18 protein-coding genes are annotated in these 17947 nt (G+C 37.4%); 11 read left to right on the top strand and 7 right to left on the bottom strand.

All coding sequences use genetic code 11. The features are described 5' to 3' along the window. The first annotated feature begins 150 nt into the window (after window positions 1-150). The 7 genes from C1634_RS09420 to C1634_RS09390 all read left to right on the top strand — a co-directional run bounded on the left by C1634_RS09420 (window position 151) and on the right by C1634_RS09390 (window position 7946). Window positions 151-537 carry a helix-turn-helix domain-containing protein gene (locus tag C1634_RS09420; protein ID WP_228410041.1) on the top strand — a complete coding sequence of 129 codons (387 nt, stop codon included), beginning with the start codon at window positions 151-153 and terminating at the stop codon, window positions 535-537. A 236-nt stretch (window positions 538-773) separates the two neighbouring features. Then, window positions 774-1271: a hypothetical protein gene (locus tag C1634_RS09415; protein ID WP_103235201.1), complete on the top strand. Its 498-nt coding sequence runs from the start codon at window positions 774-776 to the stop codon at window positions 1269-1271. A gap of 394 nt (window positions 1272-1665) precedes the next feature. After that, a complete protein-coding gene (locus C1634_RS09410; protein WP_103235202.1) occupies window positions 1666-2019 on the top strand; it encodes a hypothetical protein in 354 nt (117 codons plus the stop codon). Window positions 2020-2151: 132 nt separating this feature from the next. Further along, on the top strand, window positions 2152-4461 hold the full coding sequence (locus C1634_RS09405; protein WP_109738304.1) for a TonB-dependent siderophore receptor: 2310 nt from the start codon (window positions 2152-2154) through the stop codon (window positions 4459-4461). A gap of 3 nt (window positions 4462-4464) precedes the next feature. After that, window positions 4465-5910: an ABC transporter permease gene (locus C1634_RS09400; protein WP_109738303.1), complete on the top strand. Its 1446-nt coding sequence runs from the start codon at window positions 4465-4467 to the stop codon at window positions 5908-5910. Further along, window positions 5911-7257 (top strand): DUF3526 domain-containing protein, encoded by a 1347-nt coding sequence (locus C1634_RS09395; RefSeq protein ID WP_103232904.1) that lies wholly within the window; start codon window positions 5911-5913, stop codon window positions 7255-7257. Further along, entirely contained in the window at window positions 7251-7946 is a 696-nt protein-coding gene (locus tag C1634_RS09390) for an ABC transporter ATP-binding protein (RefSeq protein WP_103232903.1), read from the top strand. Before C1634_RS09395 ends, C1634_RS09390 begins: the two co-directional genes overlap by 7 nt. A 99-nt stretch (window positions 7947-8045) precedes the next feature. On the opposite strand, the gene C1634_RS09385 is transcribed toward C1634_RS09390, so the two are convergent. Then, the gene (locus tag C1634_RS09385; RefSeq protein ID WP_109738313.1) at window positions 8046-9341 is read right to left on the bottom strand and encodes a cryptochrome/photolyase family protein; all 1296 of its coding nucleotides are present in this window, start codon (window positions 9339-9341) and stop codon (window positions 8046-8048) included. 196 nt (window positions 9342-9537) lie between these two features. Here C1634_RS09385 and C1634_RS09380 point away from each other — a divergent pair, with 196 nt between their 5' ends. Further along, window positions 9538-9780 carry a hypothetical protein gene (locus C1634_RS09380; protein WP_103232902.1) on the top strand — a complete coding sequence of 81 codons (243 nt, stop codon included), beginning with the start codon at window positions 9538-9540 and terminating at the stop codon, window positions 9778-9780. Window positions 9781-9862: 82 nt separating this feature from the next. Here C1634_RS09380 and C1634_RS09375 read toward each other — a convergent pair whose 3' ends face one another. Next, window positions 9863-10495, bottom strand: coding sequence for an NAD(P)H-dependent oxidoreductase (locus C1634_RS09375; protein ID WP_103232901.1), 633 nt, complete (start codon window positions 10493-10495; stop codon window positions 9863-9865). Between the two features lie 211 nt (window positions 10496-10706). Here C1634_RS09375 and C1634_RS09370 point away from each other — a divergent pair, with 211 nt between their 5' ends. After that, a complete protein-coding gene (locus C1634_RS09370) occupies window positions 10707-11066 on the top strand; it encodes a winged helix-turn-helix transcriptional regulator (RefSeq protein WP_103232900.1) in 360 nt (119 codons plus the stop codon). Between the two features lie 20 nt (window positions 11067-11086). Here the strand turns inward: C1634_RS09370 and C1634_RS09365 are convergent, their stop codons facing one another. Continuing rightward, window positions 11087-11935, bottom strand: coding sequence for an AraC family transcriptional regulator (locus C1634_RS09365; RefSeq protein WP_103232899.1), 849 nt, complete (start codon window positions 11933-11935; stop codon window positions 11087-11089). Window positions 11936-12007: 72 nt separating this feature from the next. Between C1634_RS09365 and C1634_RS09360 the strand changes: the two genes are divergently transcribed. Together C1634_RS09360 and C1634_RS09355 are read left to right on the top strand one after the other, a co-directional pair. Continuing rightward, a complete protein-coding gene (locus tag C1634_RS09360) occupies window positions 12008-13384 on the top strand; it encodes an MFS transporter (RefSeq protein ID WP_109738302.1) in 1377 nt (458 codons plus the stop codon). A gap of 37 nt (window positions 13385-13421) precedes the next feature. Then, on the top strand, window positions 13422-13811 hold the full coding sequence (locus C1634_RS09355) for a hypothetical protein (protein WP_103232898.1): 390 nt from the start codon (window positions 13422-13424) through the stop codon (window positions 13809-13811). Window positions 13812-13926: 115 nt separating this feature from the next. On the opposite strand, the gene C1634_RS09350 is transcribed toward C1634_RS09355, so the two are convergent. The 4 genes from C1634_RS09350 to C1634_RS09335 all read right to left on the bottom strand — a co-directional run bounded on the left by C1634_RS09350 (window position 13927) and on the right by C1634_RS09335 (window position 17925). Beyond that, window positions 13927-14577, bottom strand: a complete 651-nt coding sequence (locus C1634_RS09350) for an HD domain-containing protein (protein ID WP_109738301.1) — start codon at window positions 14575-14577, stop codon at window positions 13927-13929. Window positions 14578-14667: 90 nt separating this feature from the next. Beyond that, a complete protein-coding gene (locus C1634_RS09345) occupies window positions 14668-15525 on the bottom strand; it encodes an AraC family transcriptional regulator (RefSeq protein ID WP_109738300.1) in 858 nt (285 codons plus the stop codon). 131 nt (window positions 15526-15656) lie between these two features. Next, complete coding sequence (locus C1634_RS09340; protein ID WP_109738299.1) at window positions 15657-16817, bottom strand: MFS transporter; 1161 nt, start codon at window positions 16815-16817, stop codon at window positions 15657-15659. Between the two features lie 193 nt (window positions 16818-17010). After that, a complete protein-coding gene (locus tag C1634_RS09335; RefSeq protein ID WP_109738298.1) occupies window positions 17011-17925 on the bottom strand; it encodes a helix-turn-helix domain-containing protein in 915 nt (304 codons plus the stop codon). Window positions 17926-17947 lie beyond the last annotated feature (22 nt).

Here is a 17947-nt window from a genome sequence, read left to right as displayed (position 1 = left end):
AATTGCCACTGAGTAAGAGTTAAGTCTGTTGGATACATCAATTTTTTTGTTTTGCAGCTCTAAATTGACATTTTTAAGCCAATGAGTAACCCTTACTCTTTTTTTATACCGTTTTTAAACAGGCTCTTAATTCTTAAATTAAAAGAAATCATGCTATTGCTGGCTCAATCCCAGAATGCAAAGGCAATTCAGCAGATCTTGTCGCAACTTTTCTCCCCAACGGCTTACTCTTTTAAGCAGATCATTGAAGCCAACGTATTTTCACAGCTAACGATTGAACAGCTTGCGGAACAAAGCAATCTTAGTATATCATCCTTTAAAAGGGAATTCACAAAGTTATATAATGACACGCCTGCCAATTATATCAGAAACAAAAAATTAGAAAAAGCTGCCGAATTGCTCTTAATATCAGATGAACGCATTACGGACATAGCATTGGACTGCGGATTCAATGATCTGGCAACTTTCACAAAAAATTTTAGTGATAAATACCATGTTCCTCCCTCAGGTTATCGCCAGGAACAAAAAGAAAAATAATCAACGAATATTTTTATATCATAGCATAAGCATTTCTTACTCAAATAAGGAATGCTTTTTTTGGACCAAATTGTCAAATACTTGAACTAAATCACAAAATTATTTCAGTGCTTCTATCGCAAATTTGTACCATCAGTTTCAGGGAATAACTTCTCTTCAGACTTTCATAAAGAAGGTAAAAAGAAATGTTTCATTATAAGAAATTGAATGAGTACAAATAGTAAAATAATATACATATGAGTCTATCAAGTTTAGGAATTTTTCATACCATTATTGGTATACTTGCCATTATTGGCGCTATCACAGGATTTATTAAATATGGTAAAATCAATCTGGATCAGCTATCCGGGAAAGTCTATTTTTATGCGACTCTCATTACGTCACTTTCAGCATTAGGCATCTCAAAACATGGTGGCTTCAATGCAGGACATGTGTTCTCATTATTCATAATCGTTTTGATTTCTATCGCTCACTTCCTCTTCTCCTATAAAAAGAGCGTCAATAAGGCAAGATATTTTGAGAATTTCCTGTTGTCATTTAGCTTTTTTCTGTCCCTAGTTCCGACTATTAACGAAACTTTTACAAGGGTTCCCATAGGGCATCCATTAGCCAAAGACATCAAAGATCCAATAATCGGTCAGACCCTTTTGATCATCTTTGTTATTTTTATAGCAGGATCTGTTTTTCAGTTTATTAAGCAGAAAAAAGCCAATATTGAGATCTCTCAGCTTTAGTAAAAAAATAATTTGACCTATTTAAAGCTTGCCATAAAAAAACCTCCTGAATCATCAGGAGGTTATACTGTAATTTGTTAGAAATATGAAATTTTCTATGGTTCAAATATAACAAGCACCCGGGCTGCGAAGTATGATCTGAATCATACCGCTATGGAAAACTGTAATGGAGCTCTTAAATTCAAACTATTTTCTCAGGTATAATCATCCAGTCTCTCCGGAATCTAAGCTTTTTGAAGCGTAGCTGTCTCTTAATATTCTTAAAACTTTATTATTTCTTACTGATTAATAAGAACGTTCAGCCCTTTTACTTGGCATAAAACTGAAAAACATGTGTTACTTTTTATTCATTATTCAATTTTTATCAAATTAAATTGTACTTTTGTTTTCTATTATGCAAAAATTCCTCAGAGTCTTTTTTGTTTTCTCCTTACTTCTGATATTCGTTTCTAATGTCAGCGGTGTAAGTACATGCCTAGATCATGCTCAACACTCCAAAAGTAAGGTGACCTATAAAAAAGGTTCCAAAGAAGAGAAAATCCCTACTTTTTCCCAGGATGACGAATGCCAGTGTGCCCTTCATATGCACATGAACAATATCCTTCTTCCTGAACCTATGGACATGGATTTTGCAATCAATACTACAAATGACAACGAAATGCCACAACCAAAAGCTATTTCATACCGTTGTCTTCTCGACTTTTTCAGCTCCAGAGCTCCACCCGCTGCATTTTTCACGGTAGCTTAATCTACGCTGCCTTTATTTCTCCATACAGATTCTATAGTCTGTACTGTTATTCCGTGGATACTTAGGTCTTCACACCGCTGAAACTATCCTTTTATTAATGGGGCATATTGTATTGCCCGTTCAACTCTATTCATGATTACCAATAATTTTTATTATTCGGGAATAATTCATTGTATTCCTTCTAATTCTGTGAAGCTTTTTAGTCTAAGTTTCATTACAGCATCCTCATTTTTTTATGCTCAATCCCGCCCTGCAGATTCTTTATCTACAGTGGTACAAACCGTTGAAATTATCGGAAGGAAGTCTAAAGGTTATACCTCCGATTATTCTTTTGCCGCCACCAAGATTGCAATGAAAAATAAAGATCTTCCCTTAACGCTTAATACGGTTACCAAAGAACTGATTACCGACCGCCAGGCCTTTCAGCTTGGTGATGTCATGAAAAATATAAACGGAGTTTCTCCTTCCAGCTATTACAATCAATACAACATCAGGGGAATCAGCCAGAATGAAGAAGGGCAGATTATCAATGGAATGCGGACAAGACAGTATTATTTTTTACAGCCTATGACCCCCAATATAGAGCGTGTAGAAGTTTTCAAAGGTCCAGCAAGCATCACCATGTCCAGTGTTGATCCTGGAGGTACAATTAATATGGTGACCAAAAAGCCCTTATCAACTCCCCGCCATGAGATCAGTTTATCCGGAGGCAGCTTTGATACATACCGTGTCACAACAGATCTTACAGGTCCTTTAAATAAGAGTAAAACATTACTGTATCGTTTTAACGGAGCGTATCAGAATGCTCATTCTTTCAGAGACCATGTCAAAAACAGCGGTATTTTAATTTCTCCTTCCCTCACGTTTGTTCCCAACGAAAAAACGTCTGTCAATGTAGAAATGATTTTCAATGATCTTTATGGAACTCTGGACCGGGGACAGCCTATTTTCGGGGCCGTTGCGGGGAAAACAGATCTGAACAGTACTCCCAGAACATTAAATCTTGGCTCTCCTGATGATTTTTTTAAAACCAGAGAGCTTATTTTAATGGGAAGTTTGGCGCATCATTTTAACAAAAATATCAGCTTCAATGCGTCTTATATGAAGCAATACTGGAGAGAAAATCTTCAGGAACACAGAACAACCAATTCTTTTGTTCCCGATATAGATAATAAACCCGTTTCCAGTCTCGCAATGATGCAGTTTGTTCAAAGAAAACAAAATTGGGCAACCGATAATGTGAATGCTTATTTTAATTTCAATTTTAAAACCGGGTCTGTTCAGCATCAGGCTTTAATAGGCTATGACAGCCAGAGATGGGAAAAACGTCAAGGAGGCCAGCAGAATGCAGCAAGAGGTTTTCTTTTAAAGAACGGCTCTGTAGCTTCTTCATACAATCCTGCAAAGGCTTCTGATTATCAAACCACCAATTATAATGGAACCATAATTCCTAAGCCCAACGTCACTCCATTTGATTTGAATCCGGGAGCAGTAAATTATCAGGGTGCTGATTTTAATACGCTTAATGTCATCACTCCTTTGCCTTCTGCTCTTACAACAACTCATGCTGCTTATATTCAGCATCTTTTCACCTGGAAAAAGTTTAAAATACTATCAGGCATACGTCAGGAATGGTTTCAGGACACCACCAATTTTAATGAGTCTAATGAATCTTCTTTCCAAAACAACAAACTTCTGTACAGGTTCGGTATTACATACAGCTTGACGGATCATATTAATGTATACGGAACTTATCTTACCGGTTATCAGCCGCAATCCAATACGGTAACTTTAATGCCCAATACTTCCAGTCTTACAGGTTCTGCAGCAAGATTTAAGCCTCTTACTTCTGACCTTAAAGAACTGGGAATCAAAGCTCAGCTTTTCGGCAGGATATCATTGAATCTTGCTATTTATGAGATTAACCAGAGGAATATTTTAATCAATGCCAATAATCCTTCGGAACCTGATGAGCTTATACAGCGGGGTGCCGACCGAAGCCGTGGTTTTGAGGCCGATTTTTCCGGACATATCCTTCCACAATGGCACATTTACGGAGGTTACAGTTATATTGATGCTAAAATATTGGATGATTCTAATCCTGATCTCGTGGGGAAAAGGAAAGAAAATACGTCTAAAAACGCTGTCAATATCTGGACACGTTACAATTTTTCAACCATTGATTTGATAAAAGACTTTGGAATAGGTGCAGGAATGCTGTATCAAAGTTCAAAAGTTCCGTGGTTTACGAGAAGTTTTGAGCTTCCGGCATATGCTACAATAGATGTTGCATTGTATTACACTCCTGCAAAGTCTGTTCAGTTGGCTTTTAACCTTAATAATATTACCAATAAAGCCTACTGGGTCGGAGCTCAGAACTACTTAAGGCTGTTTCCGGGAACACCAAGAAATTATTTACTAACTGCTACTTATAAATTTTAAATTATGGCTATTTCAAACTTACAACTGATTGTGAGAAAGACCTGGCAGGATTTGTTTAAAGCAAAACAGACCCTGCTCATCACTATCGCTGTACTCTTCTTCTGTATGCTGAGCATCGGCATTGGGTTCTCAAAATATGAAGATTCTTTTTCAAAAATAAAAGAATACCGGAAAGAAGTTCGGGAAAACTGGGAACACAGACCTGATAAACATCCGCACCGTATGGCTCATTATGGGTATCTCGTTTTCAGAATTGGCCATCCTTTGAATATTTTTGATAACGGGCTGGATGATTATCTTGGAAATGTCATATTTCTGGAAGCCCATAAACAGAATACAGCCAATCTCTCAGAAGCGGGAAGCTCAGGGACCTTGGTAAGATTCGGGGCTTTCAGCAGTGCATTTATTTTACAGAGTATCGTTCCTCTGATTATTCTTTTTTTAGGATTTGGATTAATTGTACAGGAACGTGAGAATGCCACATTAAAAATTATCAGTGTGCAGGGCGCTTCAGGCCGGGATATTATCTGGGGAAAAATTCTGGGACTCTGGTTGTTTTCATTATGTTTCCTGATTCCCGTAATTCCTGTCGTTTTCGTGGCAGCGTTGATGTCAGAAACAACAGATTCTGCTGATATTTTGATACGATTGTTGTTCTTATTACCAGCTTATATGATCTATTACTTCTTTATCAGCACTTTGACAGTGGTGGTTTCTGCGAACAGCAGAAGTACATCTTCAGCGCTGATCAGTCTTATCGGATTCTGGCTTCTTTTCATTATTGTCCTGCCTAAAGGTGTTCAGTTTGCTGCTCAGAATTTATATCCTGCTCCTTCGCGTATTGCTTTCGAAACCAACCTGGAAAAGGATATTCTAAAATCGGGAGACAGTCACAATCCTGATGATCCTCATTTCAAAAAGATCAAAGATTCTTTGCTGGCTCATTATAAAGTAAGTACTACCAATGAACTTCCTTTCAACTATGGCGGATTTGTAATGAAAGAAGGGGAAAAAATAAGTTCTCAGATTTATATCAGACATCAAAAAGAACTGCAGTTTATTTACAATAAACAACAAAACCTAACTGACATTTCCGGATTGATCAATCCAGCCATTGCTATTAAAAACTTTTCAATGATTGTGACAGGCACCGATTTTTTCTCCTACATACAATTTCAGAAACAGGCTGAAAAGTACCGTTACAAGATGGCCCAGCATTTAAATGATCTCCAGATTGAGCATATCAGCAATATAAAACCTGAAAAAGGCGGACCTCCTGCCATTATTGATAAAGACAACTGGAAGAAATTCCCGGATTTTAACTACCAATACACCTCTGTTTTCTACAGTCTGAAAGAACAGTTGATACCCGCTGTAGCTTTAGTCTTCTGGCTGGCTCTAAGCATTATTGCAATCGAATTAAGTGGAAGAAAATTAAAATTAATCTAAATGAATCGTTATTTATATATCCAATTTTACCGTAACAAAGCGTATATCATTGCATTGTTATTTTTGTTCATGGCCGGGCTTATGGCCATTTATACAGGGAAAAAATTTCTGGATCGCAATGAAGATATTATCTCCAAAAGCGGAGCATATCAGAAAGAAAGTATTGAAAGGAATACAAAGTTTCATAAAGATGATCTTGGTTTAGTTCTTTATTATATCAAATTCAATCTGGTGAATGAAACTCCCAAACTGGCTGCTTTAAATATCGGTATGCGTGATTTGAACCCATCGATCCAGGGAGTAACCATCCGGAATCTGGAAGAACAGCGCTACAATTCTGATTTTTATAATCCTGCCAATGCAGCTGTTGGAAACTTTGATTTCAGTTTTGTTCTTGTTTTCCTTTTTCCATTGGTCATTGTGGCATTCTGCTATAATCTGATTTCTGAGGAAGAAGAAAGAGGAACATGGAAGCTCCTTTCGGTTCAAAGCGGTAATCTAAAAAAGCTGCTGGATCATAAGATGCTCATTCGGTTATTGGCCATAACGGCTGTGTATCTGGCGTTAATGATTATTGCTTCAGTTTGGATACAAATACCCTTAGACCTATACTATATTGTTTTTGGTATCAGCGGATGGCTTTATATATTGTTCTGGTTTGCTTTGTGCAGATGGATTATTTCTTTCCGGAAATCTTCGGCTCAGAATGCATTGATCCTTCTTATTGTATGGGTGAGCATCAATTTTATTATTCCGATGAGCAGTAATATCCTGATTCAAAAGATCTATCCTGTTAACGAATCCCTTAAAGCGGTCATGGAGCAAAGAGAAGGCTATCACAACAAATGGGATGAGGCTAAACGTCCTACGATGGAAAAGTTTTACAAAGTATATCCCCAATACAGAAATTTCACGGTGGAAGAAAATGATACATTCACTTGGACATGGTATTATGCCATGCAGCATATGGGAGATCTTGAATCTTCGAAATCATCTGAGCAGTATACTGAAAAAATGCAGAAAAGAAACCAGGCCGCTCTCTATTTGGGCTACCTCCTTCCCAATCTCCATACCCAGCTCGTAGAAAGTCATCTGGCAAAAACTGACATGAAAAATCATTTGCAGTATGCTTCTTCACTTAAGAAGTTTCATGAAGAAAAACGACTATTCTTCTATCCTCTTATTTTCTCGGGAAAGAATGCCGAGTCTATAGACTGGTCACAGCAAACTATACAGGTTTTCAGTTCTTCTGAACAGGTAAAGTTCCTTCAGATATTGCTGCCCTACCTCATCTTTATTGCTTTATTCCTTATCCTTTCACAAAATAAATACAGAAAACTATGCTAAAAACAATCAACTTACATAAAAAATACAACGATTTTACCGCCCTTCACGCTCTTAATCTGGAAGTAAAGAAAGGAGAAATATTTGCTCTTCTCGGACAAAATGGTGCGGGTAAAAGTACGACGATCAATATTCTTCTGGGACTTATTAAAGCGACGTCCGGGGATGCTTTCATCAATGATATTTCTGTACAGAATGAGCCTCAAAAGATTAAAAAGCATCTGGCTTATATCCCTGAAACGGTTCTTTTATATCCTCATCTTACAGGAATTGAAAATCTCGATTTTTTCTCCAAAATTGCAGGGTTTGATTATCAGAAAGATGAATTATCTGCATTACTTCAGCGTACCGGCCTGCAGGAAACCGCTCATCAAAAAGCATTGGGAGGATATTCCAAAGGAATGCGCCAAAAAGTAGGAATTGCCATTGCCCTCGCCAAAGATGCCAAAGTGCTTCTTCTTGATGAGCCTACCAGCGGACTGGATCCCATTGCTACAGCAGAATTTACAGAAATTGTGCGTCAGCTGGGCAAAGAAGGCAGAACTGTTTTAATGGCTACCCACGATATTTTCAATGCGGTAAGTGTTGCCACCAATATCGGGATCATGAAGCAGGGAGAGCTTGTACAGAACTTACCTTCCAAAGCCTTTACAGCACAGGAATTACAGGAGTTGTACCTGAAAACAATATGATGTTTCGTTTACTTTAATAAGTAACTTTTCATATATTATCAATTTGGTTGATGCCCGGTGACTTTTATAGTCATTGGGCATTTTTTGATCCTCTATTATTTATGCCAATCCTTTTTTATATTCTGCTAAAGCTCTTTCCCGGGCATAGGCATGTTCTACGATCGGAGCCGGATATGCCGAAGTATTCCATTCTGGAAGCCATTTTTTAATATAAAGAAACTCTTTATCAAACTTTTCAACCTGAGCAGTCGGATTGAAAACCCTGAAATAAGGAGCAGCGTCACAACCACTGCCTGCCGCCCACTGCCAGTTTCCATTATTGGCAGACAAATCATAATCATTCAGTTTTGAGGCAAAATAGGCTTCTCCCCATCGCCAGTCGATCAGTAAATGTTTACATAAGAAGCTCGCCACAATCATTCTCACACGATTGTGCATATATCCTGTCTGATTAAGTTCTCTCATTCCGGCATCTACAATGGGATATCCTGTAGTTCCTTCGCACCAGTGTTTAAATTCATCTTCATTATTCCGCCAATTGATATTGTCATACTGTCTTTTGAAGGATTGATGAACGACCTGAGGAAAATGATACAAAATCTGCATAAAAAATTCACGCCAGATCAATTCCGAAAGCCATGTCGCATTATGCTTCAATGCAAAAGCCACACATTGTCTGATACTGATTGTTCCAAAGCGTAAAGCAATTCCTAGTTGTGTGGTATGCTGTAAGGCCGGATAATCACGGTATTGATCATAATCATCTATAATTGAAGCTTCCAGAACAGGTTCTATAAAATTAAATTCTGTCTTTGTGAACCCGATTTCTTTTAATGTGAGGATATCAGCATGTTTTTGTGGAAAGAAATTGTTAAGATTTAATTCTACAGACTTATACTGTTCAGACGTTAATGCCTCCCTCCATTTTTTTGCAAAAGGCGTATAAACGGTATAGGGAGAACCATCTTTTTTAATGATCTGATCTTTATCAAAAATGACCTGGTCTTTATAGGCTTTAAAAGGAATATTCTTTTCTGTGAAAAAGTAATAGACCTCCTTATCTCTTTCAATAGCCTGAGGTTCATAATCCCGGTTACAGAAAACACCTTGAATATCATATTCTTCTGATAATTCTCTGAATATCTCTATGGGTTTACCATAATAAGTATTGACTGCTGAATGGTATTTTTTTAATTCAGTATTGATACCTGTCAAAGCCTGATGAATGTAGTCTACTCTTCGGTCTTCCTTATCTTCCAGCTTTCCGAGAATATCACTGTCAAATATAAAAATGGGCAATACCTGAGCTTTAGATTGAAGGGCGTGATGCAGACCGACATTGTCTTCCAGCCTCAAATCACGTCTGAACCAGAAAAGGGTGATTTTATTTTTCATAGGGGTTTGTTTCAATTCCATTGGTCATTCCTGTTTTAGAAATGCTTTCATAACTAAGGATAAATATACAGATTTTACCCTATAAATAATTTTAGCAATTTGTATTTTTTGGCTTTATCATTACAATTTGTATGATAATATGAATTAAAAATTTCCGACATTTACCCGGAATTTAAACCAATAGAAACTCACAGCAATGGAAGAATTTGAAGTACCGGTAATGTATAAGGGTAAAGAACTGATTTTCAATGGAAAGCTTGCTACATTCTCTCATGGATATAAGCTTTATGTAGATGTGGATGGCACTGAAGTGGTTATTGAGCGTGATGACCATGGTGACTTAAGAGCCCTGTTACCAGATTTGGCTTCGGAAAAAGCTATAGATAAAGGGCTTATTGAAGCTATTATTGAGGTCTTTAAAGAACTTCAGGTTTTATAATTCCTACCCTGCAAAATATGAAAAATACAAAAAGAGGCCTTTTTAAGGCCTCTTTTTATTTGATTTGCTGATATTACGGTCTTTAATGCAACTCTACAAAGAGTTCTTCATTCGATCTGCGGATCTTTTTGAGTTTTCCCCACCAGTCTTTATCTTCGTCTTTATATCCTAAAGCCATCATCACCGTACTCTTTAATCCCTGTTCCGGCAATTTTAATAAAGCATCCACTGCCTGACTGTCGAATCCTTCCAGAGGAGTGGCGTCAATTTTGAGGTCAGCAGCTGCCAGAAGACCAAAACCCAAAGCAATATACGTTTGAAGAGAAGCATTCACAAAATGCTGATCTTTGTTTTTTTTGTCCAGCATTCCCAATAAATTGAGGCGGTAGTCGTCTGTAGCGCTGGAAGGCAGGTTTCTTTCCTGATTACTGAATTCAAAGAAAGAATCTACCCTTTCTGGAGTATATTCATCCCAGGCAGCAAAAACCAGGATATGAGAAGCCTGTACAATCTGCTGCTGCTGGCAGGAAATAGGTTGCAACTGTTCTCTGAGTTCTTTGTTGGTAATCACAAAAACTCTGAAAGGCTGCAATCCTGAACTTGATGGAGCCAGCCGGATAGCTTCCATGATCTGCTCAATCTTTTCTTTCTCTATACTTTTTCCGTTATAACTTTTGGTCGCAGACCGCCAGTTCAAGGCTTCTTTTATTGACATAATTTTAATATTTTATTTGTTATTGTTTGTATTCTAAAACGGTTTTTCATTTTTATTCCGTTCTTATTTCATGGGTACAAAGTTATGCCGTTTATGGTTGCGTAATACCACCTGTTACCCGTCAGTAACCAGTTACCAAAAGGTAACCAAGTGATCAAAAAACCTATTTTATCGGATGATTTCAGTAAATTTGAAATACTAATTTTCAGACATGAAAAAAGAAAAAACAGAACTTAATCCGGAATGTAAAAATTATATCCGCGGAGTACGGGATACCGTCTATTTGCTCGATGGAAAGTGGAAAACCATTATCATCAGCCATCTGTACTATGAAGGAAAAATGCGTTTTATGGATCTGAAACGGCAGGTAGACAATATTGCTTCGAAAACATTATCTAAAGAGCTCAAAATACTGGAGATGAATAATCTTGTCGAACGTACCCAGCATAATACGATGCCTATATCTGTAGAATATGAACTTACAGATTTTGGAAAAAGCCTCCACATCATCATCGATACAATGGGAGAATGGGGAATAAAATACAGGAAACAGCTGTTACAAAACCAATAAAACACTGTTTTAATACGTCTCTATTTGAGGTTTTTCCTGTATTCACCGGGAGTCACTCCCCTATGCTTTTTAAAAATTTTAGACAAATGACTTTCATCGCTGAATTGGAGCTCATAGGCAATTTCACTCAATCGAACACTGCTGTATTTCAAATAGGTTTCTACCAACTTCAGGCGATAATCCAACAAATAATCCTGATAGGAAATTCCGGTTTGCTGTTTAAAATACTCCCCGAAATAATTCCCTGAAATTCCAAAATGGGCAGCAATAACCTGAATTCCAGTTTTTTCACGGTCTTTTATATGCTGTTGAATATAAGCAATGATCTTCATAATGGAAAAAGCTTTCCGGTTTTGCTGAAGATCAGATGTTTCACTTTGAATGATATTTCGGGCAATAAGATTAAGCAGAATTGACATACAGTTGCGGATAATAAGATAATCTTCAGCCTTGTTTTTGAATTCATTGGCGATCTGTAGGATAAGGGTTTCTGCAAACTGTTCATCATTTTTATTCCGGAAAACACAGCCTGCCCGGGCATGGTAATTATTACTGATGTATTGCAATTTATATAGATTCTCACAGCTTTCAATACGATCTGCCTCCAGACGGATTTTATCAATAAACTCAATCGGACATTGGATACTGATAAGCTGAGCCGCTTCACTTTTAAATTGATAAACCTCCTGCTGCGGAATAATGAACAGTTTACCCTGCGTAAAATTGATATTGCGGTCATCATACCTCAACGTACCATTTCCTTTGACAATATAAACGAATGAAAGAAACGTCTTTGTTTTAAATGTGATCTCTTCCTCTTTCAGTTTTATTTCCTTTACATCGATTTCTTCAAGATGTATTCCTTTCATTACACACTGGATTTTCCTCCAAAAGTACAATTTTAACAGAATACTAACGGGGTATTTTTGTGTAAAAAAATTATGAACGTATATCCAAAACGATGGCAGGCTCTCAATTTTCTGATTGCAGGAGCATTTCTTTCCCCTCTGGATTATTTTATTGTCAATATGGCTTTACCTTCTATCAAAAAAGCATTCAAAGCCAGTGATCATCAGCTGCAGATGGTAATTGCCATTTATGGACTCACTTATGCTGCACTTGTGGTGTGTGGCGGAAGGCTTGGGGATATTTACGGGCGTAAAAAGGTATTCATATCAGGATTATATATTTTTCTGTTTTCATCTCTTGCCTGTGCTTTTTCTCCTGATGTTACATGGCTGATTATTTTCAGGCTTTTTCAGGGGGTTGGTGCCTCACTGCTTGCTCCGCAGGTATTGGCTTCTATAAAGGATCTTTTCAGCAATCAGGAGCAACCTAAGGCTGTAAGTCTTTTCAGTTCCGTATTTGGTCTTGCTTCTGTGATTGGACAATTGCTTGGCGGACTTCTTCTCAGTATGCATTGGGGTTCTTTTTCATGGGAGATAGTATTCCTAGTGAATGTACCGATTACGATTATCTGCCTTTTGGGCATCCATTTTACCATGGACGATAGTCATAAGAAGGAACAGACAAGTATAGATTTTATAGGCGCTTTGTTATTAATCACCGCTTTGCTGATGCTTATTTGCCCTCTTATTTTCGGACAGAAATTTGAATGGGCCTGGTGGATTTTCGGGATCCTTTTTGCTGGAATATTACTCTTAATCACATTCTTACAATACGAGAAGAAACAACTGCAAAAAAATCGTCCCGTCCTTATAGATCCCGTACTGTTACAACAGAAACCTTTTGTATTAAGCCTTCTGATTATTTTCTTCTACAATTTCACGGCGGGTTTATTCATTTGTTATCCTTACTATCTGCAACAGTTTCTCCACCAAAACTCAATGCAGACAGGGCTTGCCATAGTCCCTTACGGACTTGCCTTTTTTCTGGCCCCTCTTATTACCTCGCGGATAAAGCTCACGGCTCCCAAAATGATCTATATGGGATTGGGATTGTTGATGACAGGTTTTGTGATGAGTGCTGTAGCTTTTTACTTTCAGCAAGAACCATCTTTTACCACCCATATTACTTTGTTTATCGCCGGATTCGGGCATGGTACCATTATGCCTGTGATGATGCGCACCGCAATTTCTTTGGTTTCCAGAGATAAAGCAGGACAAGCTTCAGGGTTGGTAAGTATTGGCATTCAGATTGGAAGTGTCACAGGTGGAGTTGTTATTGGGACTTTATTCTTTAATCTGATTCAAGTTCTGGGGTTCACAGAAGCATTTGTTGCCGCTGTAGGGATGATTGGAGCTTTTCAACTCATCGGAATATGGGCAGGAAGCAGATTAAGGAAAATCATGAATTAAAAATAGTTTACAATCAAAAAATAATATACATTTAAATATGAGCAATACAGAAAAAATCATTCAGGAAATAGAAGGTTTTCACCAGAATATTGAGAAATGGTTCCAGGGAAAAACGGAAAATCAGGAAGATCTTTATCAGGAATTATTGTCCGGATTTTCTCCGGAATTCAAAATGATCAATGGAAATGGGGATACTGTGACCTTATCTATGCTTTCAGAGTGGCTTCCGAGTGTATTTGGGAAATTTCCGGAACGCAGTATTCAGGTCGAAAATATAGAAGTGAATCATACTGATCATCATGGACTTGCTGCTTATATTGAAACTCAGATTACAGGAGAAACGACAACCCGAAGAAAATCATCTGCTGTCTTTCTGCTGAATGAAGAAAAGGCCCTCTGGCTTCATCTTATAGAGAACTGGATATAATCTGGATTTCTCCTAAAAACAAACAGCCCGTTTATTTTCGGGCTGTTACAAAAAGTTGTTTTTCAACAGCTTAAAAATGATTGTATACTAATTATTTTCAGGCAGAAATATCAGCTTATTCTGACCATGGGGAGTGTAAAATACAGTCGCAGAAGTTTTTTCTTTTAAAATTCGGGATCATGAAAGCACAGACATCGGCTTTTATATTTCCAAAAGTAGTGTCTGTTTTATGCTCAAAACCACCAAAAAATGTAGGAATAATTTTCTTTTTAAAATCATTTCTCGGAAAAGCTTTTATGATCTCCTCCCGATGTTCTGTACTCAGGTTTTCATATCCTTCTCCAATCACGTCCAGTCCTACTCCTGAATACATTAAGGCTACTTCATTCTCTTTATGTTCTGCAATTCCAATGGTGGTATGAAGGGCAATGGTATCCCATACCAATTGTAATTTATCCTGAGCAATACCATGACCTTTTAAAAAGTCCCTTGCTGCATTGGCTCCATCTACTTCAAATCTCAGCTCCGGACTGCTGTAATGGGAGACCAGCCCCAGATCATGGAATACGGATGCAACGTATAACAATTCGGAGTCGTGAGCCTTATTTTCGCGTTTGGCATTCAGTGAGGAAAAGAGAAAAACACGAAGGGAGTGGTTATAAATAAATTCTGTTCCGTGTTCCAATAGAAGTTCTGTTGCTTCTGTTGCAATTTTACTGTCCGGAATGATAATTCCGGCTACTTCTTTCATACGATTTACTGACATAGCTTTATCTAATTTTATCCAAAGGTATTCTGATTACAGACCTCTGGGAATATCAATAAATACCGATGACATGTCAAAATTTCGCAGCGTTTAAACTCCGATATGAATAAAATGACTGCGATAACTTACAGGCGATATTTCTGTATTTTTTTTAAAGAAGTGGCTGAACTGTTCTGATGTACCGAAATTAAGCTGATAGGCAATCTCTTTTACAGAATGGGAACTGAATTGGAGTAATCTTTTGGCTTCTGCAATGATTTGTCCGTTGATGATTTCCTTTGCGCTTTTATTACTGCACCGCTTACACAGTTCGCTCAGTCTTCTGGATGTAATATTCAACATTTCTGAATAGTCATTCACCGCATGCAGGCTATGATACTGAATGCTTAACAGTTCCATGAATTTGCGGTAAATAATGTAATCCTGACTGTCGAAAGTTTCCTCTTTCACAATTTTCACATTCGCCAGTTTGATCATAATGATCTTTAAATAAGCAGCCAGCACATCCATCTGATTGGTATAAGAGGGAGTTTTGTATTCCGTCAGTAAATTTTTAAACAATATTAAAAATTCTTCTATTCCAGCCTGCTCTGGTTCTAGCTTCTGATTGGCCGATGCATTATTAAACAATACAGCTTTACAATTACTGGCACTGGAAGGGACTCTTTCCCAGAAACAATCTCCAAAGGAAATATGATAACCATGAATAGCCGGATCATTTTCAAACTTACAGATCTGGCCTTTAGACAGCAGAAAAATTTCCTGACCTGCAATCTCAAAAGAATGATGATCAACTGTCAGTACACCTCTACCACGCTCTATTATTACAATATGATGATAATTGAGTCTTACAAAATGTCCAGAATAAGGAACATCATCATCCAGTCGTTTTACGGAAAAAGAATTGTCGATAGCAGATTCGGTTAAAATTCTTGAGGCCGGTTTCATAGCAACGAATTTTGAATAAAGATAACAAGATTTTAAAGATGGTATTTTGAAATGCAATATTAATCTTCCTTCATACACTGAAACATGTCAAAAACTGCCTAAAAGATGTCAAAATTATCCTACAAAAAAGATTAGCTTTTCTTACTGAATACTTTCATCTGCCCGGCCATAATTGCCAGTAAAATTCCAAAGCAGGCAAAAAGACCGTATGAATATCGGAGATCAAAACTTTCAGCAATGTACCCGATAAGAGGCGGTCCCATTAGAAATCCTAAAAATGAAATACTGGACACAAACGATAACGCTATACTTGGAGCGACTGTACTTACTTTCCCTACGGTACTGTAAACAGACGGCACACTCAAAGAGCTTCCAAGACCAATAATCATAAAAGCGATAATACAAATCCATAGCTCCGGGAAGAAAACACTTAGAAAAAGACCTCCACTCATCAGTAAACCGCAACATTGCAGAACAATCTTTTTTCCATATTTTTCAATGATTTTATTCCCGACAAACCGACCTAAAGTCATCATTAAAATAAAACTTGTATACCCCAGTATTACAAGGTTTTCAGGTGCTTTAACTATCGTTTGAAAATACACCCCACTCCAGTCGAACATAGCCCCTTCAATAGCCATGCTCAGAAATCCTATGATGCCTAATCCAAACAATGTAGGGTTTACAGATTTAAAAATTGACCGGGTCTGTGGCTCAGCTTTATGAATAATATTGGTCAGGTTTCTTTTGCTGTAAAACCAAAGTATACCAACAGCGATAAAGATAATAACAAAATGATAAAAGGTTCCTACATGAAGATTAATCATTAATAAACCAATAACAGCTCCGGTAAGCCCCGCAAAGCACCAGGCTCCATGATATGAGGAAAGAAGAGTTCTTTTCGTAATAGATTCTATTTCAATAGCCTGTGTGTTGATCGCTATATTGCAAAGATTTCCGGAAACACCAAAAAAGAACAGAACAATAGCTAAAGTCCAGTAAGAAGGTGCTAAACCAATTAATAAAAGAAAAAAAGGATACAATAGAAAGCACCTTTTAATCACCCAGCTGCTTCCATAAATACTGATGAGTTTTCCGGCTAAAACCATCGTCGAAAGCTGCCCTATCGGCATCAGAAGCAATAGTGTTCCCAATTCTGCTTCATTGATAGAAAGTGCAGTTTTGATGATGGGAATCCGGCTGGCCCAGGAAGAAAAAACAAGTCCATGGGCAAAGAAAAGTAAGAAACAGGCTGTTGGCATTTTGGCATTAAAAGATTCTCTCTCGTTCATTATAACAGGGTGATAAAAATTCCTTTTGCAAAGTTAGGCACGCCCACCCATTAAAATCTAGTCCGTTTTTGTCATTTTTATGTTCCATTTTAACCAATAGATCAGAAAACAGACGTTCCCATGTCAGAAAATCGCCGATTATTATTTTCTGTCAACAAAAAAACACCCGGTATTTGAACCGGGTGTATGATATCTAATTGAATGATTGTCTGTAACTCAGAGGAGTTTTGTCTGTTTTCTTTTTAAACAGTTTATTGAAAGACTGCGGATGTTCAAATCCTAATGCATAAGCAACTTCGGATACCGAGAATCCTGTTGTGGTAAGATATTCTTTAGCCTTTTCAATCAGTTTTTCATGAATATGCTGTTGAGCATTCAGTCCTGTCAGATTACGGAGCATATCGCTCAGATAATGGGGAGAAAGATTGAGCGTGGAAGCCAGAAACTCTACTGTAGGAAGGCCTTTATTTAATGTTTCCTGTTTATTAAAATAATCTTCCAGCACCGTATCCATTTTGGTCAATAAATCGTTATTTACCGCTTTTCTTGTAATAAACTGTCTTTTGTAAAAGCGATTGCTATAGTTGAGAAGAACATCAATGTAGGAAACAATGACATCCTGACTCACTTCATCAATAGCGGTATTAAGTTCATTTTCAATATTGTTCAGCAGTCCTGTTACGGTAGCTTTTTCCTGATCAGACAGATGCAAAGCCTCATTGGTATCATAAGAAAAGAAGCCGAAGTTCTTGATATTCTTTGCCAATGGATAGCTTCTTATAAAATCAGGATGTACCAGTAAAGTATATCCGCAGTATTCTGCATTCTCATCGGTTGAAAGAACCTGCCCGGGCGATGTGAACATCATACCTCCTTCATTGAAATCATAATACCCTTGTCCGTACCCCATTTTCCCAACAGTAGAATACTTATAAGAGATTTTATAAAAATTCATAATAAAACTTCTTCTCAGCATATCCTTACTGATGCTCATCTTTGTATTATCCACAAGACTTACCAATGGATGAAGCGGTTTGGGAAGCTGCAGCATGTCATGAAGTTCCGATATGGATGAAATCTTCAAAGGAATATTATCTTTCTTTTCCATGATATAAAATTATAAATTATTT

The organism is Chryseobacterium viscerum, from assembly GCF_002899945.2.
Lineage (GTDB): Bacteria > Bacteroidota > Bacteroidia > Flavobacteriales > Weeksellaceae > Chryseobacterium > Chryseobacterium viscerum.
Note: the sequence above shows the minus strand (reverse complement) of the source record. Positions and strands in the feature narration are given on the sequence as shown.